Source organism: Streptomyces sp. NPDC033216, from assembly GCF_055577115.1.
Genome location: NZ_JBVIQK010000015.1, coordinates 68,018 through 90,210, shown reverse-complemented (window position 1 = coordinate 90,210; position 22,193 = coordinate 68,018). Strand labels below are relative to the sequence as shown.

Annotated in this window: 19 protein-coding genes and 2 pseudogenes; 7 read left to right on the top strand and 14 right to left on the bottom strand. The window is 71.9% G+C overall.

All coding sequences use genetic code 11. From position 1 onward, the window contains the following. The 6 genes from ACZ5Y0_RS25185 to ACZ5Y0_RS25160 all read right to left on the bottom strand — a co-directional run bounded on the left by ACZ5Y0_RS25185 (nt 1) and on the right by ACZ5Y0_RS25160 (nt 6,723). On the bottom strand, nt 1–1,305 hold the full coding sequence (locus ACZ5Y0_RS25185) for a type III PLP-dependent enzyme domain-containing protein (RefSeq protein WP_469130937.1): 1,305 nt from the start codon (nt 1,303–1,305) through the stop codon (nt 1–3). Next, on the bottom strand, nt 1,298–2,800 hold the full coding sequence (locus ACZ5Y0_RS25180; RefSeq protein ID WP_469130936.1) for a class I adenylate-forming enzyme family protein: 1,503 nt from the start codon (nt 2,798–2,800) through the stop codon (nt 1,298–1,300). Before ACZ5Y0_RS25180 ends, ACZ5Y0_RS25185 begins: the two co-directional genes overlap by 8 nt. Continuing rightward, nucleotides 2,797–3,987: an acyl carrier protein gene (locus ACZ5Y0_RS25175; RefSeq protein ID WP_469130935.1), complete on the bottom strand. Its 1,191-nt coding sequence runs from the start codon at nt 3,985–3,987 to the stop codon at nt 2,797–2,799. Before ACZ5Y0_RS25175 ends, ACZ5Y0_RS25180 begins: the two co-directional genes overlap by 4 nt. Then, the gene (locus ACZ5Y0_RS25170; RefSeq protein ID WP_469130934.1) at nt 3,984–5,414 is read right to left on the bottom strand and encodes a TrpB-like pyridoxal phosphate-dependent enzyme; all 1,431 of its coding nucleotides are present in this window, start codon (nt 5,412–5,414) and stop codon (nt 3,984–3,986) included. The genes ACZ5Y0_RS25175 and ACZ5Y0_RS25170 overlap by 4 nt, the downstream gene beginning before the upstream one ends. Next, nucleotides 5,411–5,692: an acyl carrier protein gene (locus ACZ5Y0_RS25165; protein ID WP_469130933.1), complete on the bottom strand. Its 282-nt coding sequence runs from the start codon at nt 5,690–5,692 to the stop codon at nt 5,411–5,413. The genes ACZ5Y0_RS25170 and ACZ5Y0_RS25165 overlap by 4 nt, the downstream gene beginning before the upstream one ends. 239 nt (nt 5,693–5,931) lie before the next feature. Then, nucleotides 5,932–6,723: a thioesterase domain-containing protein gene (locus tag ACZ5Y0_RS25160; RefSeq protein ID WP_469130932.1), complete on the bottom strand. Its 792-nt coding sequence runs from the start codon at nt 6,721–6,723 to the stop codon at nt 5,932–5,934. 423 nt (nt 6,724–7,146) lie between these two features. Here ACZ5Y0_RS25160 and ACZ5Y0_RS25155 point away from each other — a divergent pair, with 423 nt between their 5' ends. The 4 genes from ACZ5Y0_RS25155 (at nt 7,147) to ACZ5Y0_RS25140 (ending at nt 11,495) form a co-directional block, all read left to right on the top strand. After that, nucleotides 7,147–8,451 (top strand): ATP-grasp domain-containing protein, encoded by a 1,305-nt coding sequence (locus tag ACZ5Y0_RS25155; protein ID WP_469130931.1) that lies wholly within the window; start codon nt 7,147–7,149, stop codon nt 8,449–8,451. 89 nt (nt 8,452–8,540) lie between these two features. Continuing rightward, nucleotides 8,541–9,935 carry an MFS transporter gene (locus ACZ5Y0_RS25150; protein ID WP_469130930.1) on the top strand — a complete coding sequence of 465 codons (1,395 nt, stop codon included), beginning with the start codon at nt 8,541–8,543 and terminating at the stop codon, nt 9,933–9,935. Between the two features lie 74 nt (nt 9,936–10,009). Then, nucleotides 10,010–10,870, top strand: a complete 861-nt coding sequence (locus ACZ5Y0_RS25145; protein ID WP_469130929.1) for a glycoside hydrolase family 16 protein — start codon at nt 10,010–10,012, stop codon at nt 10,868–10,870. A gap of 286 nt (nt 10,871–11,156) precedes the next feature. After that, entirely contained in the window at nt 11,157–11,495 is a 339-nt protein-coding gene (locus tag ACZ5Y0_RS25140; RefSeq protein ID WP_469130928.1) for an inner-membrane translocator, read from the top strand. Between the two features lie 299 nt (nt 11,496–11,794). On the opposite strand, the gene ACZ5Y0_RS25135 is transcribed toward ACZ5Y0_RS25140, so the two are convergent. After that, on the bottom strand, nt 11,795–12,211 hold the full coding sequence (locus ACZ5Y0_RS25135; protein WP_469130927.1) for a hypothetical protein: 417 nt from the start codon (nt 12,209–12,211) through the stop codon (nt 11,795–11,797). Nucleotides 12,212–12,549: 338 nt separating this feature from the next. Here ACZ5Y0_RS25135 and ACZ5Y0_RS25130 point away from each other — a divergent pair, with 338 nt between their 5' ends. Next, a complete protein-coding gene (locus tag ACZ5Y0_RS25130) occupies nt 12,550–12,927 on the top strand; it encodes a VOC family protein (protein ID WP_469130926.1) in 378 nt (125 codons plus the stop codon). A gap of 479 nt (nt 12,928–13,406) precedes the next feature. Here ACZ5Y0_RS25130 and ACZ5Y0_RS25125 read toward each other — a convergent pair whose 3' ends face one another. From ACZ5Y0_RS25125 to ACZ5Y0_RS25115, 3 genes are read right to left on the bottom strand one after another with little or no spacing between them, the layout of a single operon-like run. Continuing rightward, nucleotides 13,407–14,690 (bottom strand): alginate lyase family protein, encoded by a 1,284-nt coding sequence (locus tag ACZ5Y0_RS25125; protein ID WP_469130925.1) that lies wholly within the window; start codon nt 14,688–14,690, stop codon nt 13,407–13,409. After that, entirely contained in the window at nt 14,687–16,402 is a 1,716-nt protein-coding gene (locus ACZ5Y0_RS25120; RefSeq protein ID WP_469130924.1) for a glycosyl hydrolase family 28-related protein, read from the bottom strand. The genes ACZ5Y0_RS25125 and ACZ5Y0_RS25120 overlap by 4 nt, the downstream gene beginning before the upstream one ends. Before the next feature lie 41 nt (nt 16,403–16,443). Beyond that, a complete protein-coding gene (locus tag ACZ5Y0_RS25115; protein WP_469130923.1) occupies nt 16,444–17,673 on the bottom strand; it encodes a glycoside hydrolase family 88 protein in 1,230 nt (409 codons plus the stop codon). Between the two features lie 157 nt (nt 17,674–17,830). Here ACZ5Y0_RS25115 and ACZ5Y0_RS25110 point away from each other — a divergent pair, with 157 nt between their 5' ends. After that, complete coding sequence (locus ACZ5Y0_RS25110; RefSeq protein ID WP_469130922.1) at nt 17,831–18,532, top strand: class I SAM-dependent methyltransferase; 702 nt, start codon at nt 17,831–17,833, stop codon at nt 18,530–18,532. 119 nt (nt 18,533–18,651) lie between these two features. Here the strand turns inward: ACZ5Y0_RS25110 and ACZ5Y0_RS25105 are convergent. Next, nucleotides 18,652–19,023, bottom strand: a pseudogene (locus ACZ5Y0_RS25105) (fic family toxin-antitoxin system, toxin component); the annotation flags it as partial. Here ACZ5Y0_RS25105 and ACZ5Y0_RS25100 point away from each other — a divergent pair. Continuing rightward, nucleotides 19,006–19,251: a hypothetical protein gene (locus tag ACZ5Y0_RS25100; RefSeq protein ID WP_469130921.1), complete on the top strand. Its 246-nt coding sequence runs from the start codon at nt 19,006–19,008 to the stop codon at nt 19,249–19,251. The pseudogene ACZ5Y0_RS25105 and the gene ACZ5Y0_RS25100 overlap by 18 nt on opposite strands. Nucleotides 19,252–19,522: 271 nt before the next feature. On the opposite strand, the gene ACZ5Y0_RS25095 is transcribed toward ACZ5Y0_RS25100, so the two are convergent. From ACZ5Y0_RS25095 to ACZ5Y0_RS25085, 3 genes and pseudogenes are all read right to left on the bottom strand, one after another. Further along, the gene (locus ACZ5Y0_RS25095; protein WP_469130920.1) at nt 19,523–20,797 is read right to left on the bottom strand and encodes a glycosyltransferase; all 1,275 of its coding nucleotides are present in this window, start codon (nt 20,795–20,797) and stop codon (nt 19,523–19,525) included. Continuing rightward, entirely contained in the window at nt 20,794–21,438 is a 645-nt protein-coding gene (locus ACZ5Y0_RS25090; RefSeq protein WP_469130919.1) for a tetratricopeptide repeat protein, read from the bottom strand. Before ACZ5Y0_RS25090 ends, ACZ5Y0_RS25095 begins: the two co-directional genes overlap by 4 nt. A gap of 148 nt (nt 21,439–21,586) precedes the next feature. Continuing rightward, nucleotides 21,587–22,193 (bottom strand): annotated as a pseudogene (locus ACZ5Y0_RS25085) (collagen-like protein); the annotation flags it as partial.

Below are 22,193 nucleotides of genomic sequence, written 5' to 3'. Positions count from 1 at the left end.
TCAGTCCTTCCGGGTGAGCGTGAGACGGGTGATGTGCGGTGCGGCGTCGCCGTCGACGGCGACTTCGAGCGGGGCCGGGTGGCCCAGGAAGGCGAGCAGGCTGGCGGACAGCCCGTAGGCGCCGACGTTGGGGACGGCGAGCAGGTCGCCGGGGCGCAGCGGGGGCAGCGGGGCCTGTCGTGCCCAGGTGTCGAGCGGGGTGCACAGGGGGCCGGTGACCATGGTGGGCCGCGGTTCGCCGCGTCCTGCCGCGTCGGTGAGCAGGGTGGGGTTGAGCGGTGGCAGGCGGCGCAGGCCGGCCATGCCGCCCAGGTGGTTGATGCCCGACTCCAGGACGGCGACGTCCCGACCGTGCGACCGCTTCACGTCGAGCACCCGGGTGAGCAGGGTTCCGGCGGTGCCCACCAGGTGACGGCCGGACTCGTAGGCAGGGCGGGGGGCGCCGTCACGCCAGCCGGGCGCGGAGGCGTCGAGCAGTTCGGCGAGCCCCTCGCGCAGGCCGGTCAGATCGCACGCCTCACCTTCCTTGGCGAAGGGGGCGCCGAAGCCGCCGCCCAGGTCGAGGGTGGTGTCCAGCCTCGCGGTGTGCGGGGCCAGTACGGCGCGCAGCCGGGCCGCCGTGGTGAGCGACTGCCGGAACTGCGCCAGCAGGTCGGGTACGTGGGTGAGGTTGGTGCCCATGTAGAGGTGCAGGCCGGTCACCTCGACGTGACGGCGGTCCCCGAAGCACTCCGGCTCGTCGGTGATCCACCGCGTGTCGGCGCCGAACTGGGAGGCGACCCCGGTCATGGCGAGGCCCTGTCCGGCGGCGGGGCGGTCGTCGTTGACGCGCAGCAGCGTCCGTACCGCCACCCCCGCCCGGCCGGCGAGCCGGTCGAGCTGGTCGAGGCCGGTCGGGGAGTCGGCGCAGAACTCGCGGACCCCCTTCTCCAGGGCCCGGTCGATGTCCTGGTCGCGTTTGCCGGGCCCCGTGTAGAGGATCTGCCCGGCGTCCCACCCGGCGGAGAGCGCGGCGTCGAGTTCGCCGGGGGAGCACACCTCGGGCAGGGCCCCGGCCTCCCTGAGGGTGCGCAGGACGCCAGGGTGGGAGTTGGCCTTGAGGGAGTAGTAGAGGTCGGCCGGTTCGGGGAGGGCCCCACGCAGCCGGGCGGTGTTCTCCCGCACGCGTGCGAGGTCGTACACGTAGGCGGGTGTCTCGGCGCCCGCGTCCAGTGCGGCCGAGACCGCCGCGGGCAGGGGGTCGGGGACGGCCCCGGCGTCGGGCCGGGCGCTGCTCGGGCGGACGACGGTGCTCGTGTCAGACAAGGCTGGCCACCTCCTGGGCGAGGGCCTTGCGGTCGACCTTGCCGTTGCGGGTCAGGGGCAGGGCGGGCAGCGGCACGCAGCGGCCGGGCACCTTGAACTCCTCGATCTCCTCGCGCATGGCGTCCAGGACGTCCGCGGGCCGGCGGTCGGAGACCACCGCCAGGATCGCCGGCGAGCCTTGCGCCGGCGGCAGGACGGCGGCCTGTTCGACGCCCTCCACGCGCCGGGCGGCGGCCTCCACCTCGGTGGCGCTGACCCGGAACCCGCGCTCCTTGTAGATGTCGTCGCGGCGGCCGGCGAAGTGGACGAAACCGTGTTCGTCGAGCCATCCGTGGTCGCCGGTGCGCAGCTCGGGGAAGAGCCCGTCGCGGCGCGGGAACCGCTGGGCGGTCAGCTCGGGGCGGCGCCAGTAGCCGGCCATGACGTGCGGTCCGCGCACCACCAGTTCACCGATCTCACCCGGGGGCAGTCGCTCCCCCTCCGGGCCGGCCGCGTAGATCTCGGTTCCGGGCAGGGCCCGGCCGCAGCTCCCGGGGTGCTCCAGGTCCGCGTCCGGCGGGTTGATGGCGGCGCGTTTGCACTCGGTGAGCCCGAACATGAGCTGCACCCGCAGCCCCGGGACGGCGGCCCGCAGTACGGCGAGGGGCTGCGGGGGCATCGCGGCGCCGGTGTTGGTGAGCAGCCGCAGCCGCAGGCCGTGGTCGGGCGAGCGGCGCACCAGCTTGGCCAGGGTCTCGGCGACGGCGGGCACGGAGGCCAGGACGGTGGCGCCCGCGGCCTCGATGTTGCGCAGCAGAGTGGCACCGACCTCGGCGGGCAGCCCGAGCCGTACCGCCGCCCCGCTCACGGCGCCGAGGAACAACTGGTAGAGGCCGTAGTCGAAGGAGAGGGGGAGCGGGCTGTAGACCACGTCGTCGGGGCGGTACTCGAGTTCGCCCTGGATGGCGTGGACGGCGAACAGGGCCTGCTGGTGGGTGCTCACCACAGCTTTCGGGGCCGCTGTGGTGCCGGAGGTGTAGATCAGGCAGACCGGGTCGATCGGGAGCGCAACGCCGGTGCCGCTCTCGTCGGCGGCCGGTCCGGGCCGGCCGGGGGCCGGGACCGGGCCGCGCGGGACGTCGGAGAGGCGGGCGGCGGTGATGCCGCGTTCGGCGGCCAGGCGCCGGGCGTCCTCGTCGTCGGCGAGCAGGAGGACGGGTTCGGCGTCGTCCAGGACGTGGGCCAGGGCCCGGCCGCGGGTCTGTTCGTGCAGCAGCGCGAAGGGGGCGCCGATCCGCGAGGCGGCGTAGACGACGACGGCGACCTCGACGACCGAGGGGGCCACCACCACGACGCGCTCCCCGCGGCGGACGCCGAGGGCGCCCAGCCAGTGGGCGGCCGCACGGCTGGCGACGGCGAGTTCGCCGTGGGTGAGGGATTCCCGCGAGGTGGTGACGGCGGGTGCGTCCGGCGCGCGGTGCGCCGCGGTGTCGATGAGATCGTGCAGCAGGTTCACGGCGTCTCCCGGTGGGCGCGGGCGGTGATGCGGCACAGGCCCTCGAGGTCGTGGAGGTTCTCCGGGACGAGATCGGCGGCGTCGAACTCGATGTCCAGCCGTTCCTCGATCCGCTCGACGATGTCGACCATGCGGAAGGAGCCGAAGCCCGGTATCTCGGTCAATGGGCGGCCCGCCAGCAGTTCGGCGGCGGGCACGCGGAGCACGGCGGCGGCCTCCTCGGCGACGGCCGTGCGCAGGGCGTCCGTGTCCGGGGAACCGGTGCCCGTCGCCCCGGCCGCGGCGGCGGCCGGGACGGCCTCCCGCGCCGGGGACGGCGAGGCGAAGACCCGGGCGTCGGCGTGCAGGAGTTCGGCCAGCCGTTCCAGCGGGCCGGCGGGCTCCGGTCGGCCGCGCTGGACGCGGCGGTGGGCGAGGAAGGTCTGTTCGGTTAGTTTGCCCCAGGCCGTCAGGTGCTCCTCGACGGCCGGCGCCGGGCCCCCGCCGGTGGCCCGGCGCGCGGCGTGCAGCCGCCGGGCCCGGGCCAGGAGCCAGGTCTCCAGGGTGAGCCGGGCGAGGGTCTCTTCCCGGTCGGGGTGCTCGCGGTAGGCGCGCACGTACGACTCGACGGCCGCCGCAGTGGCCGGCACGACCGCGGTGGTGTCCTGGGGGACCCCGGCGCGGGTCGTGCGGTAGACGCGCGCGCCGTCGGGCAGTGCCTCGGCGAGCTCCCCCTCGGTGAGGGTCCAGGTGCCGGGCCGGGCCGGACCGTACGGGGTGTCGTTGTGGTAGCCGTCGCGCACCACGGCCCGCCCGGAGGCGTCCCTGCCGAGCAGGAAGCTGTGGTCCATGTGGGCGTGGCCGTGGTACGGCACCCAGGGCAGGTGGTACGCGTCGGCGATCACGTACAGGGTGCCGGGGCCCGCCGGCGGGACACCGGTGCGGGGCGCGAGGATGTGACGGTCCGTGAGGGACAGACCGAGTGCCGCGGCGGTGCGCTCCACGTGGGTGTCGGTGGCCGCCTCGACGGTCGGCAGACCGCCGGGACCGTCGTCGCGGGGCGCGAACTCCAGGCGCGCACCGAGGACGAGTGGCGACACGCCGTACTCGACGCGGGCCAGCCAGGCCAGGTTGACCTGGAGGCAGTCCAGGAGCTCGGCGCGCAGATCCGCCGGCGGGGCGGTCCGCGGGACGGCGGGGGCGCTCATCGCACCTCCTCGAGACCGACGGCGGCACCCGCCGGCCGTCCGGCCGTCCCGGCGGGCGGGACCGTGATCCGGCCGGGCGCCGCGCCGGTGTCCGCCGCTGCGTCGATACGGGCGAGACCCGCGACGGCGTCGGCGATCGCCGCCGGATCCGGCGCGCGGTCGGTCAGCTCGCCCTCGAGGAACTGCTGGTAGGCGCCGAGGTCCAGGTAGCCGTGGCCGCTCACGCAGACCAGGACGCCGGTGCGGGCACGGGGGGCGTCGCCCTCCCCACCGCCGTCGCCCGCCGCACGGGCGGCGGCGGCCAGGGCGTGTCCGGACTCCGGAGCGGGCAGGGTCATCTCGGTCGTGGTGAAGGCGCGGCCGGCGGCGAGGGCGGCGACCTGGTCGACGGCGGTGGCGCAGACCTGTCCCGCGTGCCGCATGGCGGAGACGAGTTTGGCGGCGCCGTGGTAACGCAGGCCCGCCGAATGGGAGTCGGGGATGGAGTAGTCGCTGCCGACGGTGTACATGGCCTCCAGCGGGGACGATCCGGTGGCGTCCGTGCGGTCGTAGGCGTACACGCCGCGGGTGAGCTTCGGGGTCGTGCTGGACTCCGCCGCGATCAGTGCCGGCGGTTCGGTGCCCTCGGCGGCGGCCAGGGCGTGGAACGGCAGGGCGATGCCGCCGAAGTTGGAGCCCGCTCCGACGCAGCCGACCACAGCGTCGACCTCGCCCCCCTCCTCGGCGAGCTGGTCGATGGCCTCCAGGCCGATCACGGACTGGTGCAGGATGCTGTAGGTCTCGCCGCTGCCGATGCAGAACGCCGCTCCCTCCGTGCGGGCGGCGTACTCGACGGCCTCGCCGATCGCGAGCGAGAGGCTGTTGCCCGCCGACCGGCCGGAGCGGGCGACCTCGGTGAGGGTGCTGGGACTGGAGATGACGCGCGCGCCGAGCATCCGCATCAACACGCCCCGGTACGGCTTGCGTTCCAGGCTGCCGCCGACCATGAAGACGGTGCAGCGCATGCCGAAGCGGGCACAGGCGGCGGCCAGCGCGGTGCCCCACTGGCCGGCTCCCGTGCCGGTGACCAGTTCCTTCACGCCCGCCCGGTGGTAGTAATAGGCCTGGGCGAGCGCGGTGTTGAGCTTGTGGCTGCCGGAGATGTTGCCGCCCTCGTACTTCACCCAGATCGGCACCCGGGCGCCCACCGCCTTCTCGAAGGCGCGGGCCCGCCACAGCGGGGTGGGACGGAAACGCCGGTAGGCGTCGACGACCTCCTCGGGGATGTCCCAGTACTCCCGTGACTGCAAGCTCTGACGGACGAGTTCCATCGGCAGGTTCGCCTGCACGCTGCCGCTGTCGGTGGCGGAGTGCTGGGTACGGTCGGCCGGCAGTGGCTGCCCGAGGTGGGGGAGGACGCTGCGCCAGCGGCGGGGGACCTCGGTCATGCGGCGGCCTCGCTGCTCTGCTCGACGATCGCGGTGATGTCGGCGACGGTGGCGAAGGACCTGCCGACGAACAGCTCGTCGGAGAGGGCGACGCCGCTCTCCTCCTCGATCTGGACCAGGAGGCTGATGAGGGTGAGGGAGTTGATGTGGAGGCGTTCGCCGTTGAGCGGTTCGTCGTCCGTCAGGTCGCGCGGGTCGACGGGGGGTTCGGAGGCCGCCGCGACGACCTTCTTGACGACGCTCGTGAGGTGGGGCGACGTGGGCTGTGCGTGCTGCATGCCATTCCTTTGCCGGAGCGGGACGGGGATACGCGGGGCGTCCGGGAACGCTGAGTGCATGACCGGACACGGGAGATGACCGCCGACGGGCAGTCGGGTGCGCCGTCCCGGGCGGAGGCGGTGGTGCACCCCGCCGGAACGGTGGGAACGGGAAGGGGAGAGGAACGCGGGTGGCGGTGCACGCCGTCAGGGCGGGACCGCGAGGTGGCGCCGTCAGTGCGCCTGCGGAGCGGCGCCGGTCAGCGGACGGGAGCCGCGACGGCTCTACATCGTTCCGTGCCGGGCGCGGGGCACCGCGCCGGGCCGTTGCCGCGAGTTCCGATGAACTCCTGGATGTGCGAACGGAGTTGCAGCAGATGCGGTGCGCGCAGGACGCCGAAGTGGTCGGTGTCCAGGGAGCGGACGGAGACGTCCGCGAGGTGCGGCGACCAGCGCAAAGCCTGCTGCGGGTCGTCACTGCCGGTACAGGTGATCAGCAGGGTGCGGCCGGGATGCCGCCCCTGTGCGCGGTAGCGGGTGCGGGCCCCGAGGTGGGCGTCGACGGTGCGCTCCGTGCGGGCGAGAGCGTCCGCGTCCATGTGGGCCGCGGCCTCGCTCAGGACCTGGCGGCGTACGGCGCCGTAGGCCTCGGGTCCCTGGCCGATCGGTGCCGGACTGCTGTCGACGAGCACCAGGTCCGGCGTGTGCCCGCCGGACAGCCGGCGCGCCGTCTCGAACGCGAGCAGCCCGCCGAGGGACCAGCCCACGAACAGGTCGGGGCAGGCGGGGAGGGCGGCCACCGCCTCGGCGTAACGATCGGCCATGTCCGGTATGCGGGTGTCCGGCTCCTCGCCCTCCTCCAGGCCGAGCGCCCGTATGCCGTACACGGGGCCATGACGGGAGAGGTGGGCGACGAGACCCAGGTAGGGAAGAAAGCCGCCCCCCAGAGGATGGAAGACGACGGTACTGATGTCGCCGGCCCGCCTTCCCAGCGGTAACAGCAGCGGCCTGTCTAAGGCGGCCGTCGTCTCGGTCTTCGCGCTGTGGCTCACGTGTTCCCCCGGCTCGAACCTGTGGTCGGGACCTGTTGGTCTCGACCCGATGGTGCGTGGAGCGCGAAAAGCCGTGGGGACCTTCGGACGGTGTGCCGCGAGCCGCCCTCCGGATCACCCCGGGCTTTCGCTGCTCCCGGTTCACCAGCCCCGCGTGAATCACACATCACTCGGGGATAAATGTGACCTACATCTCGTTCATCGACGAGGAGTGAACACCCGGTTCTCCTGTGCGTTCGTGCATCGGCCCACGTCACGTGCACCGACCCGCATCCGGTGCCCTCGCGCGGCCGCTGGTGGGCTCGTGCGACGCTCGGACGACCGGACATAAATGCCGCTCAGTGGGAACACCTGTCATGTCCGACGCCATCCCGCATCCGTTCGGATCGATCCCCCGCCGCCGCGCGGCGAGGAAGGGCCGCAATGTCTCACCTCCTCTTCGTGGAGACCACGGGTCTGGGTGTTCAGGCACTCGCCCACGCGAAGCGAAGCGGTCACACCGTGACCTACCTGCACTGCCCCCTCTACGACTTCACCGCCACCCCTGACCAGCGCAGGGAGGCCATCCAACTCGCGGACCACACCGCCCCGTTCGCCGACCCCCTGGACGGCGACACGGTGTACGCCGCACTGCTCGCCTCCGGGGCGGACCCCGGGAGCGTCGACGCGGTGCTCTCCACGCTGAGCTACGGGGCGCAGGCCGCCGCCGACCTCGCCGCCCGCATCGGCGCGCGCGGCACCTCGCCGACCGGCACCCTCGCCGCCCGGGACAAGGGCGAATGCCGCCGTATCCTGCACGAGCGCGGGGTGCCGAGCGTCGGCTTCCGTGTCGTCACCGACGCCGCCGAAGCGCTGGAGGCCGCTGAGGCGATCGGCTACCCGGTGATCGTGAAACCGGTCCTCGGCATCGGAAAGGCCGTGACCTCGATCGCCCGCGACCCCTCCGCCGTCCGTGCCCACTTCGCCGCCGCGGCGGCCGACCGCGACGGGCTCACCGAGGGCATGGCCCGGCAGCTCGACGAGCGGTACCTGGTCGAGGAACTGGTGTCCGGGGACCTGTACTCCGTGGAGGTCGCCGCGTCCGGGGGGCGCCTGGTCCCCCTCGTGTGCGCGAGCCGGAAGGTGAGCCGGGAGAACCCGGTGCTGGAACTGGGATGCACCGTCCCGTCCGGGCTGCCGGACGCCGACGAGGCCGCACTCGGCCGCTACGCCGTCGAGGTGTGCCACGCACTCGGCCTCGACCTGGGCATCTTCCACGTGGAGGTGATGCACACCCCGTCCGGCTTCCGGCTCATCGAGGTCAACCCGCGGCTGACGGGCGGCTCCCTGCCGGACACCATCAGCAGTGTCGCCGGGGTGGACGTCTTCGCCCTGCTGGTCGACCTGTTCCTCGGCGGGCCACTGCCCGACGGCCCGCTGCCCCTGGAGGGCTCGGCTTCGCACTCGTTCCTCGCCGCCCCGGAGAAGTCCACCGTGCCCGCCCACCTCCCCGACGACTGGTTCGCCCCCTTCCTGGCCCGACTCCACTCCGGCTACGCGCGGGTGGGAGCCGGAGACGTGGTGCCGCCCATGCGCACCAACTTCGACTCGTTCGGCATGCTGCGCGCCCTCGCCCCCACGCCCGCCGAGGCCGAGGCGGCGTGCTCGGCGGTCAAGGCCGACATCGAGGGTCTCTTCGGCTTCCCGCTGCTGGCCGAGCGGACCCGCACCCCGGCTCCGGCCGCGTGAGGCGCGACGGCGGCCGGCGGAGCACCGCGGGCATGAACAGCAACAGTGCGTCCGGACACCGCGGCCGGACCTCACCGAACGGAGAAGACGTGTCCGACCGCCGCGAGCACGCCGACGACGACGCCACGTCCGGCACCCTGCGGACGCCGGACGCGACCGCGGCATCGAAGGAGCGGGAGCCGGCCGGCGCCCCGCACGCACCCGACCGGGCGGACGGACCGCCGACGCCGGAACCACAGGCCGCACGGGGAGAGTTACGAGAGCGCCGGGGTCTCTCCCTCGCCGTGTACCTCACCTCGGCGACGCTCGTACGCTCGGCGAGCGGCGGCGCTCCCGTCGCGCTCGTCGCGCTGACGCTGGCCCGGCCCGGCCACGGCGGGGCCGCGCTCGGCGGCCTGCTTGCGGCCCTGCTCACACTGCCCAACGTCGCCGGACCGTGGATGGCACGCTGGCTGGAGGAGGCCCGCGAACCGAGATTCCGGCTGGCGGCCGCGTTCATCGTCTTCGGACTGATGCTCGCCGCGACCGGTCTGACGCTGGGCCGTCTGCCCGTCGCCCTGGTGGGTCTGCTCGTCGTCATCGGCGGTCTCTGCGACCCGCTGATGACGGGCGGGCTCAGCAGTCGGCTCGCGCTGATCGTCGGCGAGGACACCCGCGCCCAGCGACGGGCCGAGGGATGGGACTCGGCGACCTACGGAAGCAGCAACATCCTCGGTCCGGCCGCGGTCGCCGCGATCACCGCCCTGAGCGGAGCGCTGACCGCGGTCGTCGCGCTGGGCTTGGCCGGCGTGGTGGCCGGCCTGCTGATGTTCGCGCTGCCGAGGGAGCACCGGACCGCCGCCACGAGGCAGCGCTCGATGCCCGTACGGGACGCCCTCGCAGTGATCGTCCGGCGGGGTCCGCTGCGGCGCGTCATGATCGCCACGATGATCACCTCGGTCAGCACCGGCGGCGTGATGGTGATCGCGGTGGTCTTCGGCCGCAACCTCCAGGGCTCGGCAGGCGCGGGCGCCGCCCTCGGCGCCGCCTACGGCGTCGGCAACCTCTGCGGAGCACTGCTGACCGGCGCGTTCCCGCTCACCGGGGAACCGGAGCGCTGGGTGCTGCGGCTGATCGCCGCGAACGCCGTGGCCGTCGGCCTCTGTGCGCTCGCACCCGGCTACGGCCTCGCGCTGGCGACCTTCGCCCTGGCCGGAGCGACGAGCGCGGTCCTGTTCACCGCGTCCCTGGCCGTGCGATCGGTGTACTCCCCGCCCAACGCCCGGGCGCAGGTGTTCGTGACGATGGCCGGGCTGAAGATGGCCGCCGGTTCGGCCGGCACGGCACTGGCGGGCACTCTGGTCGGCATCGGCCCCCGCCTCGCCCTGTGCCTCAACGCCGTCGTGGTCGCCTCCGCTGTCACCCTCGCCCTGACCGACCTCCGTCTGACCCGCGGTCGATCACCCGCCGCGGATCAGGAGGACACCTCAGCGCCGGCGAAATGACGAGGCCGCGGGCGCCTTTGTAAGGTTCGTGTCATGCGCACTTTTCCGGTGAGGGCTCATTCAGGAGCAGCACGGTGAACCGACGGACCAGCCTGGCACTCGTGCTGGCCCTGGGTGGTCTGCTGGGCGCCTGCGGAACGGCCTCGACGGAGACGCGCGGTCCGATGCCGGCCGCGGACAAGCCCTTCTGGCAGGCCGAGTTCGACGGAGCGGCGGGAACCCGGCCGCCGGAGAGGTTCTGGAACACCGATATCGGGAACCGGGAGGCCGAGGGGTGGGGCAACGATGAGTTGCAGTACTACACGGACGACGGGGCCAACTCCGCCCTCGACGGCGCGGGTCACCTCGAGGTATCGGCGCGTCCGGCTCCACCGGGGGTCGAACTACCGTGTTACACCCAGAAGTTCTGTCCCTGGACGTCGGCCCGCCTGACCACGGAGGGAAAGGTCGCGCTGACCCGTGGGCGGGCGGAGATCCGGGCGAGAATGCCCACGGGTGCGGGGCTGCTGCCCGCGATCTGGATGTTGGGCGACAACGGCGTCGAATGGCCCGGACAGGGTGAGATCGACATCTGTGAGGTGGTCGGCGGGGAGCCGCGAACGGTGTACGGCACCGCCCATGGACCGACCTACTACAACGAGAACGGGCTCGGTGAAACTGCCACGTTGACCGCCGACGCCTCGACTGCCTTCCACACCTACGCTGTCGACAAGCAACCGCACCGCATCATCTGGTCCGTCGACGGAAAGCCGTACTTCACCCTGACTCCGTCGGACCTCCCCTCAGCGCGGGACTGGGTCTTCGAACAGGACATGCACCTGCTGCTCAACGTTGCTGTCGGAGGCGACTGGCCGGGGCCGCCCGACGCATCGACGCCGTCCCCCGCGACGATGACCGTCGACTACGTACGCTTCTATGGTGCGGGCCACGCCTGAGAACCCGTTCGCGGTGAAACCCGGGCTCCTCTCGTTCTCGGGACGCGAGCGACGGCGGGTGGTTGCCCTCACCCTGCACCCGGCCGGCCCGAACCGTTCGGAACGCTCTGTCAGAACCTTCCCCGACACGGGTCTTGGGGGGGCGGAGCCTTCGTGAACAAGACGTCGTCGCGACGGCGCGATCCCGGCCGCGCTCACCCGAAGGTTCATGAAGGGCGGAGTACGCCTCGGTTGCGACTCGGCGACGGATCCTTCGGAAGGGTGGATTCCGCGCGATCGTCGAGTCATGCCCGGACTTGCCGACAAGCGGCCCGCCGACGGAGAGGGTGCCCTCACCGCAGGCTGTCTCCTGTTTCTCGTACTGGTGGCGGACGCGGCGGCCGGGCTGTTGGTCGTCATCGTCCTTGCCGTCCGGGGGCTGGGCCGGATGGACGCCAGCTCCGGACAGACGGGGACCAGCGTGCCACGCCTGGACTGGGCGCCAGTGCTGGGCTTCGGCGCTCTGGCCTTGGCGGTCGGCGTAACGGCCGTCGTGCTGCTGCGGATCGGGCACCCGGTTCTCGGGGCGGTGCAGCTGACGCTCTGCGTTCTCCTGGCAGTCCACACGCTCGGGTCCTGGCCCTGACCCGGATGTAGTCCGAGCGGCTGCACAAGCGAGCGGTGCTTGTGCAGCCGTCGGAGGTGTCCCGGAATATGCCTGGTTGCCTGGTGCATGGGGACAGATGTGCGTGGCGCCACATGATCTTCTGCACCGTTCTGCGACGCATCCTTACCCACAGTTCCGGCACTTCAGGAGATGGGGCACGGCCCCTCCGTCTCCTCCAGGAACTGCCCTAGTCCCGGTGAACCGCCGCCGGCCGGGCGGAAGTGGACCGCCTCCAGGAAAGCCGGGGACCAGCGCTCGGCGCTACCACACCACCCCGGCTACTCCGGCTGTGTCACCGTCAGTGCCCACCGGATCTCCTCCGACGAGGCGTCGACCCTGATGGTGAAGGAGCCCGACCGCACCACGCCGGCGTCCATGGTCACCGAGCCCACTCCGGTTGTCCCCGCCGGGCAGTCGACCGAGAACGCCGCGACCTCCGACTCCTGCGACTGCATCGTCACCCGCACATCCCCGCCGCCCTCGCACGCCACCGTGAGGACGGTGGGCAGCCCTCTCCAGGCGCCTCCTGACGCGACCCCGCCGTCACCGATCTGTTCCTCCACCCACACCAGACCCTCCGGACCGGGGTGGGGCAGCAGGGGATCTCCGACGGCGGCGGCGGGCCCCGCTCCGGCACCTGCCATCACACAGGCGGTCAGCACGGTCATGGCCAGGACTTTTCTCGTTCGTTCCACACTCGCTCCTCGCTGATCTGTCATGGACGCCACAGTCTGGCCGCGTGATCGTCCCCGGACCTGAGTACGCGTACTCAGAGACGATCAGGTTGGCCGGAAGCCCTCGGTTCGCGGCGTCGTCCGGGCGTGGGACGGGGCGGTAAGCGCACGGCGGGGCCGAAAACGCTCGGCACTCAAGCCGACCCACGGCAGCCACATCTTCAGCCCCGCGAGCCGCTTGACGCGTCCGGCACACACCGCTGCTCCGTCGGACCGGCATCCCGAATGTGCGAACCAACCCGAGGTGCGCCCGATCTAATGCTTTGAGGGCGTCCGGCGCCGCGACCTACGATGATCGGATGCTGAAGTTCACCGATGTCATTCTCGACTGCCCCGACCCCTGGAAGCTGGCCGAGTTCTATGCCGAGCTGCTGGGTTGGGAGATCAACACCGACATCAGTCAGAAGGACTGGGTCAACCTGCGCAACGACGGCGTCGAGCTGTCGTTCCAGCGGGTGGAGAACTATCAGCGGCCCAGCTGGCCGGGCCAGGAGCATCCGCAGCAGTTCCACCTCGACTTCGAAGTGGACGAGTTCGAGCCAGAGCAGCGCCGGGTGATCAAGCTGGGCGCCACCCTCCAGAAGAGCTTCGTCGGCGAGTCCGGCTACGGGTGGCAGGTCTACACCGACCCGGCCGGGCATCCGTTCTGCCTGTGCCGCAACCGGCCGCAGTCCTGACCGCACATGACGAGAACCCGCCCCGGCTACGAACGGAGCCGGGGCGGCGCCCTGTTCCCCGGCAGGACGGGTGTTGCATGACCGTCGACCGGGAGCGAAGTCGATGTCCTGTAGCGGAGTGCGTGCGAGATCCTGCGTGGTCCCGGCCTGGCGACAGAGGTCCTGAAAAGTCGCGACAGCACGGAGGTCACCCTCAACCACACGATCGCCGCCGCAGTCCGAAAGGTGCCATTCACAGAGACCCTTGACGCTGGCCGGTGATGGAGCGGTGCTTCCGTTACGCGGAGCGTCGTCGGCTCCACGACCGGTCCGTTCGGTGTGGAGTCGATGCCCGGTCCGGAGCGCAGCTTCCACAGGCATCGGGATCGCGCCCACGCGACGCGCGCTGACACGGCAACGCGGTGAGGGCTCGGGCGGGGCGGCGCCGCGACGGGCGATCAGGTGTGGCCGGGCCGCCCGGACGGTCCGTCAGTGACGGTTCACCCGACGATCGAGTCGAGCTGCTCCGGTGCCGGGCGCAGCGGCCACAGGTCGCCTCCGGGCGGCTCCTCCAGGGCGTCCACGGCCCGTCGAGCCCGGGTGCTGCCCGCGTCGGCGGCGGCGTGGACGACGTCGGTGGCCGCGTACCGGTGGAAGGCGAGTTCCGGATGCGGCCAGGCCGCGGCGCCGGTGGCGGCGGGGAGCAGGTAGTCCACGGCCTTGAACAGGCTCTGTCCGTCGGGGCCCCGGTACGACCACAGGTTCACGCCGACGTGGCGGCCGACGGCGGCGAGCCGGGTGTGGGCGACCAGGGTGAACGTGGAGTAGTGCCAGCTGCGGGTGCGGGCCAGCTCCTGGGGCTGGCTCCCGTCACCGGCGATCTGGGGCGTGATGCGCGCGCTCGCCGCTTGCCGGACGGTACGGCGTGCCAGCTCCTCGTCGCCCGTCGCGTAGGCGAGGGCGGCGAGCAGCAGGTCGTAGAACGTGCCGTGGTTGTTGGCGGCCGCTGCTTCCTGCCGGCCGAAGTCGCTGGTGCGCAGCCAGGCCAGGAAGTCCGTGTTCCACCGCGTCATGCCGGCGCGATCGTCGGCGGACCAGCCGGGGGCGCCGGTGTCCAGCAGGGCGATCGCGTCCAGGACGCCGGTGTACGACTGGGAGAAGTCGATGATGCCGATCGCGCGGCCGTCGTACTTGCAGGGGATGAACTGCGCGTGGTCCAGGTGGGGGTTCATCCGGGTGGCCGCGTCCAGGAACCAGGTGCGCAGGATCTGGCCGGCCTTGCGGGCGTACCGCGGGTCGTCGGTGTAGTACCAGGCCAGCGAGAGGTCGTGGACGGAGTCGACGACCTTCTCCAGGTCCTGGCGGTCGGTGCCGGTGTCGACCTCGGGGTTGCGCTGTCCGTCGCGCTGCACGTACGGGCAGCCCCACTCGTTGCCGGGGCCCGGTGGCTGGGAGGGCCACCAGTAGGGCGCCTGGCTCAGGTAGTCGTGGACGTCGCCTCCGGGCGCCGGACGGGGCTTGTCGACGACCGTCCAGGGGCCTTGGCCGAGCCATGCGCCGGCTCGGGCGGTCAGTGCCCGGACCGCGTGCCGGAGACGGGCGTCGCCGTGCGCCAGACGCGTCTTCGTCTGGAGCAGGCGGGCGCCGTCGAGCACGGCGGTACGCGGGACTCCGCGCGCGGCGCTCGCCGTAGGCGCGGGCAGAGCAGGGTGGGTTCCCACGGCGACCGCGACGAACGCGGTCAGGGCGGCCAGCAGGACGGCCAGACGGCGCTCTGCCCTCATCGGCCCGCCCCTTCCGCGCGCGGGCGCAGGTCGCGTTGCGCCTGATGCAGGTTGCGGGGGCGCACCACGTCGGTCGTGCCGTACAGTTCCAGCCGGCTGTGCAGGTCGCCGGTGAAGTCGGGGACGTCGATCTGGTCGAACTCGCGGACCTCGGAGATGCCGACGGTCGCGGAGTACGGGGCCAACCCGTCGATCTTCATCAGGCCGGCGCGGCCGTTGGTGACGCGGATGTTCCAGTGGGCGAAGCGGGCGCCGAACAGCGGCCCGGCACTGGCGTCGCCGCCGTGGCGGCCGTTGTTGTTGACGGTGATGTCGGTGCGGACGTTGGCGAAGGGCATGCCGCGGTGGCTGTCGAAGGTGCCCATGCGCATGTCGCCGCGCGACCAGACGTTGTGGGAGGACAGCCCTTCGACGTTGATGCCGTGCAACTGGGTGCCGGCGGGGGCGGGCGTGGTGCGCTCCTCGATCACGAAGTCCTCGATCAGGTTGTCGTGCGAGCCCTCGCGGCAGAAGTACGGGTGGTGGGAGCCACGTCCCGCCACCCGCGTGCGGCGCAGGGTGCACGCGGAGGCGGCGACCAGGCCGAAGCCGTTGTCGGCGTGCCGCACCGTCACGTCGTCGACCCAGCAGTCGTAGGCGCACTGGAGCACGACACCGTTGTGACCCAGGTCGAGAAGGTGCGGCTGCTGGGGTCTCTCCACGGCCTCCAGGGTCAGCCCCTCGACGCCCGAGCCGGTCAGCTCCGGGACGTGCGTGGTGAACCGCGGGTCCCACTCGGGGCGTACGTCCAGGGGAAGCGGGCGCTCCAGGGTGACCTGCCGTCCGTGGACGCGGCTGACGCGGACGGGCCACTCGTAGGGGACGTAGGAGAGCAGTTTGCTCTTGTCGGTCCAGGCGTAGGCGTCGGGACCGGGGCCGTCGCCCGCCATGTGCCTGAGCAGGGTGTGTCCGGCGTCGTCGGTGAGACGCAGCAGGACCAGGGCGCCGGGGCGGAGCCCGGCCGGGTCGGTGACCGTCACCGTCGCGTCGCCCCGGCGGGCGGGGCCGACCGCGGTGAGCGTGCGCCACTCCTCGCGCCGGTTGCCGGTCCAGCCCTCGAACGGCCAGGCCCGCGCCCTGATCGCCGCGGTCAGGGAGTCCCAGCGGGCTTGGGGCGCCAGCCAGATCAGGCCGCCCGCCCAGGACCAGGACGACTTGTCGCCGCCGTAGCGGGAGCCGTACGGGCCGATCAGTTCCGTGAGGTTCTTCGTGGCGTACAGCGTCGTGCGGCCGCTGCCGGCGCCGCGCAGGACGACGTTGGAGTGGCCCACGCGGATCAGGCCGTCGATGCGGAAGGTGCCCGGCGGGATGGTGACCGTGCCGCCGCCGGCCCTCCCGGCGGCGGCGATGGCACGGTTGATCGCGGGGGCACAGTCCGTGCGGCCGTCCGCCACGGCGCCGAATGCGCGCACGTCGGCGACCACGGGGTGGCGCGGCAGGCGCGCCGCCCCACCGCCGAAGCCCGCCCGGCCGATGTACGGGATCTGAGGGTGCCGATACGGGTCACGGGTGAACTCGTGCCACAGGGAGGGAACGTGACCACGCGCGTGCGGAGCGGCCACGGCGGTCCCGCTTCCCGTGACGGCGCCGGCCACGGCCACGGCGCTGCCCAGCAGGCCGCGCCTGGTCATTCCGGAGGTGGCCACGCCCTCGTTGCCCTTCATGTCGCGCATCTCCCGCTCTCTCGTGGGCCGGTGTCGGTGCGAGCGGCGTGTCAGCGGCTCGACAGGTCGATCGCGCGGTCCACGTCCCGTGGCCGCAGCACGCGCAGAATGCCTTCCAGCAGGTAGTAGTCGGCGTAGGGGACCGAGATCTCGACCCCGTCCTCGGCCGGCCGGTTGCGGGTGCAGCGCGCGACGACCGCGTCGGCGCGCGACGACCTCCGTGTCAGGCAGGTCCGTGACAGCGCGGTGAGCAGCCGCAGGGCCACCTCGCGGTAGGCGCGCTCACCCGTCACGGCCGACAGGTCCAGCAGCCCGCAGGCCATCACCGCGCCGGCCGAGGCGTCCTTGACGTCGTACGGCTGCTGCGGCGCGCGGTAGTCCCACACGGGCACATGGTCGGAGCTCAGCGCCCCGATCGCGAAGTCGGCGAGCCTGCGCGCGGTGTCCAGGAACGCCGCCTCGCCGGTTCGGCGGTGGATCGTGGTGAAGCCGTAGATCCCCCAGGCCTGCCCCCGCGACCAGCACGAACCGGGGCTGTAGCCCTGGACGGTACCGGGCCCGACCGGGGCACCGCTCTCCGCGTCGAAGTCGAAGACGTGCGGGGTGGACCCGTCCGGCCGCAGGAAGTGCCGCTGCGTGGTCCTGGCGTGCTCGACCGCGATGTCGAGGTACCGGCTGTCACCCGACTCCTGGCTCGCGAAGGCCAGCAGGTCCAGGTTCATCATCGTGTCGATGATGACCCGGCCGGCGTTGTTCGCCTCGTCCAGCCGGCCCCAGGCCCGCAGGAAGCGGCCGCGCGCGTTGTACCGCCGGACCAGCGTGCCGGCCGCCTCCAGCGCACCCGCCCGCCAGACCTCGTCACCGGTCAGCCGCCAGGCGGTGACCCACGACGGGTAGAACAGGAAGCCCAGGTCATGGGTGGTGGTGTCGTAGCGGCGGGGAGCGAGGCGGCGGGCCCAGTCGACGGCCAGGTCGCGGAACGCGCCGTCCTCGCTGTGCAGGTACGCCATCCACAGCGTGCCCGGCCAGAACCCGCCGACCCAGTCCCCGCTCTGCGAGTACACCCACTTCTCGAACCGCGTTCCGACGGGGAAGCCGGTCACCTGCGGGGCAACGGCCCCCACCTTCTCGACGGCGTAGTCGGCGGCCGCCCGCAGCGTGCGTCTCACCTCGGCCGGCGGCTCGGCAGCGGCGGCCCGCGCGCCCGGCGCTGAGGCCACTTGTGCGGCGGTGGCGGCGACGGCCGCCGTGGAAAGGACAGTGCGCCGGGAAACGACCATGCGGGGATGACCTCCAACTCGTACCGGCCCAGGAAGTTGTCATGAGCGTGGCACAGTCGTCGCAAGGAGTACACCCATGTGCACGACGTTCATGTACATGAACATGCCCGGGTGAGGTTTCGGCGAACCGGCCCGCCGCCCGGTGGTGGCCACCAGGATGGGCAGGGTGACCACCAGCACCGCAGACCTCTGGCACCACTACGCCCGCGCCCGCGCCGCCGGCGACCGTACCGTTCCCGCCACCTTCTCCTGGAGCTGGGGCCAGGACGCCGGGCCCGGCCCGGAGGTCCTCGGTGATCTGACCGGCCGCCGCGTGGGCGACCTCGGCGCCGGCACAGCCCGGCACGCGGCACACCTGGCAGTCCATCACCGGCCCGCCCGCATCGTCGCCGTCGACGCCTCGCCCGCCCAGCACGCCCTGGCGGTCGACCTGTACGGGCACCTCGCGCCTCGTCTGCGCATCGTGCACTCCGACGTGGTGTCCCACCTACAGGCGAGAACCGGCGCGTACGACGTGCTGTACAGCGTCTTCGGCGCTCTGGACTTCACCGACCCACGCGAGGTGCTGCCGGCGGCGGCCGCTGCCCTCAAGCCGGGCGGACAACTGGTGTTCGCCACCCTCGCCCACTACCTCAGCGGCGCACCTGCCCAGCCTGACGCGGTGGCTGCCGACATTCCGGCAAGGACGCCGGACGGCGAAGCGGCGAAGATGCGCCGATGGGTCCTCCAGGAGCACGTGTGGACCCAGCTGCTCGACGAGGCCGGATTCACCCGCATCACCGCCGACGTCCTGCCTGCCACCACCAGCGGACCGCGCACGGCCGACACCTTGCTGGTGAGCGCCTACCACCCGTCCTAGCGCAGGACCCAGCTCCGCTCGACGCGCCAACCTTCCGGAACTGGGAGGAGGGCCTGTCCTACGCCACGAAGCGGCGGCGGCGATGACTGTGCCCTGCGTCCCGCAGGGGTCAGGTGGGGGGTCCAGTCGCGCAGTTGCCGGGCGATCCGGGCGGCGCCGAGCGCTCCGGTGGCGGCGTCGCGTACCAGTGCGACGGCGGCCTTGGGCGGGTACTCCAGGGCACGCTCGTTGAGGAGCAGGTAGGCCTCGGCCGCGTGCCAGGCGAAGGCCTCCTCGGAGTGCTCCAGGCACGGCAGCTTCGCCAGGGTGTGCAGCAGGGCGGCGGCCTTCAGGTACAGCGAGCCGTAGATGTCGCGTTCCATCGCCCGGGCGTTGACCCGGGCGACCGTCGCACAGAGGGGCCCGTAGTCGTCGACCTGCGGATCACCGTCGAGCAGCTCGGCGGCGTGCAGCAGGACCGTGACGTCGAGCGGGTGTTCGTGCTCGCTCACGCGGCGTGGCCCCGCTCCTGCCGCTCCAGCTCCCGCAGCGGCTACCCCGGTGTCCCGGAGGGCTACTCGATCTACGTCAACGGCAATCCGGCCGTCACCGTCGACTCCCTGGCGCCCTTCACCTGGAACCCGGTGTCCGCGTCCTTCCACGACTACCCCGCCACCCACTTCAGCCAGAGCCAGAAGACCCAGATTCTCAACGGCCCCTACGGAAGCTTCCTGTCCTGACACCGGCGGCCCCTCGGGCGAGGGTCAGCGCGCCTCGCCCGAAGGGCACCGCGTCATGAGCCGGACCCGCCCGCTCGCCGGGTGCTCAGCGCCACGTCGTCCATCCGGAGGTCGTACGAGGAGGGCGCCGTGAGACGCTGGCGCCCACACGCAGAGAGCCTTGCGTATCGCGGGGATGCCCGAGTCGAGCCGGCGGTCACCCTCGTCAAGGGTCACGCGGACGAGTCCAAAGGTGACCGCGTCCCCAGCACACATGTCGTCGCCCCGGGCGTCACACCAGCAAGGGACCGCCGCAGCGTTCGGCGCCGTCCTTCACCGCGATCAGATTGGCCTGCACATAGGAGATCTGGTTCCTGGAGTGCCAGTCGGTCGGGAAGTAGGTGACCAGCCGTGAGTTCTGGAATCGGGCCTGGATCTCCGGTACGAAGGCGCGGTACTGGTTGTCGGTGTAGTACCAGAACGAGTTCTCGTTGTAGTAGGCGACATGAGTCGGGTCCTGGTAGGCGCCCCGGCCGTCGGAGCTGGGTGTCTGACTGAGGAGCATGCCGCCCGGTGCCAGGAGGCGGTACAGCTCATTGATCAGTGGAACCTTCGCGGGCACATGCTCCAGGAAGTCCACCGCCCTGAGCAGACCGACCGAGTCGTCCGGGAGGTCCAGGGGCGCGGGCAGCGTCGCAATGATGTCGACGCCGTCCCTTGCGTACTGGTCCACTCCCAGGTAGCCGGGCGGCTTGCGGTGCGCGGCGCCGAGGTCCAGCGCGAGCAGCCCGCGCCGCTTGGTCCAGGCGAGCGCGTTGCACTCGATGTATTTGTCGTACAGGGCGACGGTCTCGCGCTGGATGTGCGCGTTGATCTCGGTGTCGCGCTGGGTGTTGTCGGGGTGCATTCGTTGCATGTACAGGCATCGGGGGATGCGGTGGAAGTCGCCGGCCTGGAAGAGACGGCACATCAAGTCCTGGTCGTCCAGCACCGTGCGCGTGGCGTCGTACCCGCCGACCTGCTCGTAGGTGTCCCTGCGGAACGCTCGCACATGGTTGGGGGCGTACCAGATGTACGAGACGTTGTGCGGCGTCGGTGCCATGGAGATGGCTTGCAGGAGGCGGCGGCCGTCGACGTCCACCTCCTCGTACTGCCAGCCGTGCGCTTCGTTGAACCGTGTGTCGTCCCGGCTTCCGTCCTCGGTGATCTGAGCGGTGTGGCTGTAGACGAAGACGACGTCGGGATGGTCGTCGAAGGCCTTCGCCAGTTCCGCCAGACAGTCCTTCGCCAGCAAGTCGTCGTGGTCGAGCTCCACGAGGATTTCGCCGCGTGCGACTTCGCAGGCACGGCGCTTGGCGGCTCCCACCCCCCGGATGTCGTCCGCGACTTCCAGCCGGACACGGTCGTCGGGGCGTTCCGGCCGCCATCGCGCGCCGTTGTTGAGGAGGACGATCCACTCCCAGTCGGAGCAGGTCTGCGCTTGCAGGGTCGCGAGGCATTCGTCCAGGAAGCGCGGTCGGTGGCTGGGGGTGAAGACGGAGAACCTCGGGGTCGGGGAAGAAGTCATTCCGGGGTACCTACCTGAGTTGCTGTCGATGCTGCGCTCGCGGATTCCCGGAATTCCTCCGGGACGAACTGGAGAAGCGATGGGTCGGCGCGGACGGCGAGACCGAAGGCTTCCTCGGCCTCTTCGTCCTGGCCCTTCTTCGCCAGGGCCTGTCCGAGGTGCAGATGGGCCGTGGCGGCCTTCGGTTCGGCGTCCACGATGTGCCGCAGGATCGCGATCGCCTGGTCGGTGTGGCTCGACTCGATCAGAAGCGCCTTGTTGTAGAGGGCCGACTCGAAGTTCGGGTCGATTTCGAGGGCGTGGTCGTAGGCCGCGCGTGCGTCAACTGTCTTGTTGTTGTGCTGGGCGATGACGCCGAGGTTGTACCAGGCGAGTTTGTCGGCGGGATTCACGTTCAGGTCCAGGACCTGTCGGAAGCTATGCGTCGCTCCGGAGAAGTCCTTGTTCTCGCCCCGCTTGATGCCCTCTTGGAGCAGTGCCTCCGCCCGGGCGGCGCGCTTGGACACGGGTGATTCCGGCCCGGACGCCGTCGGGGGAGTGGTTTCGGGGTCTCCTGCGAGCAGCTGGACCCAGCCGGTCGCCGCATTGGCGACCACGACTACCGCCGCGAGTCCGGTCCACAGTACGAACCGCTTCTTCAAGGGGTCTACCTCACCGATCCGATAACGCGAGTGAGTCGGGCGGCATGAGCAAGCACCTGTGGCTGCGCGGCCGATGCTTCCGGGAGCCGTCGCCCCGTGCGGCCGTGTGCGCCGGCCGGCCGGGCGAGAGGCTTCACGGCTCGGGGGTTCACGGCGCGCATACCGCGTAGACGGTGATGGTGCGTGCGTCGTCCGCGGTGGCCTGCCAGCCGGTAGCCGGAGAACCCCCGATAGGACGGCTGACGATCATCTCGGCGAGGCCTAGCCCGTCGACCTGGTAGCCGCCGCCGACGGCGAACCTACCGGCGGGGCACAGGACAACGGCGCTGCCCGTGGCGCTGGTAGCCGTGACGACCGAGCTCTGCGCTCCGGAGCTCGTGCCCTGGAACCCTTGGAAACCCTGGTTGCCTTGGAAGCCCTGGGCGCCCTGCACACCGGGGCCGCCCTGACTTCCCTGGGCGCCCGCACCGCCCTGGAACCCCTGCGTGCCCTGCGGGCCGACGTTGCCTTGGCTGCCTTGGGCGCCGGTAGTGCCTTGGGCGCCCTGGGCTCCGGTGCCGCCCTGGGTGCCTTGTGCGCCGGTGCCGCCCTGGAAGCCCTGGGTGCCTTGGAAGCCCTGGGTGCCTTGTGCTCCGGTGCCGCCCTGGGAGCCCTGGCTGCCCTGCGTGCCCTGCGGGCCGACGTTGCCTTGGCTGCCTTGGGCGCCGGTAGTGCCTTGGGCGCCCTGGGCTCCGGTGCCGCCCTGGGTGCCTTGT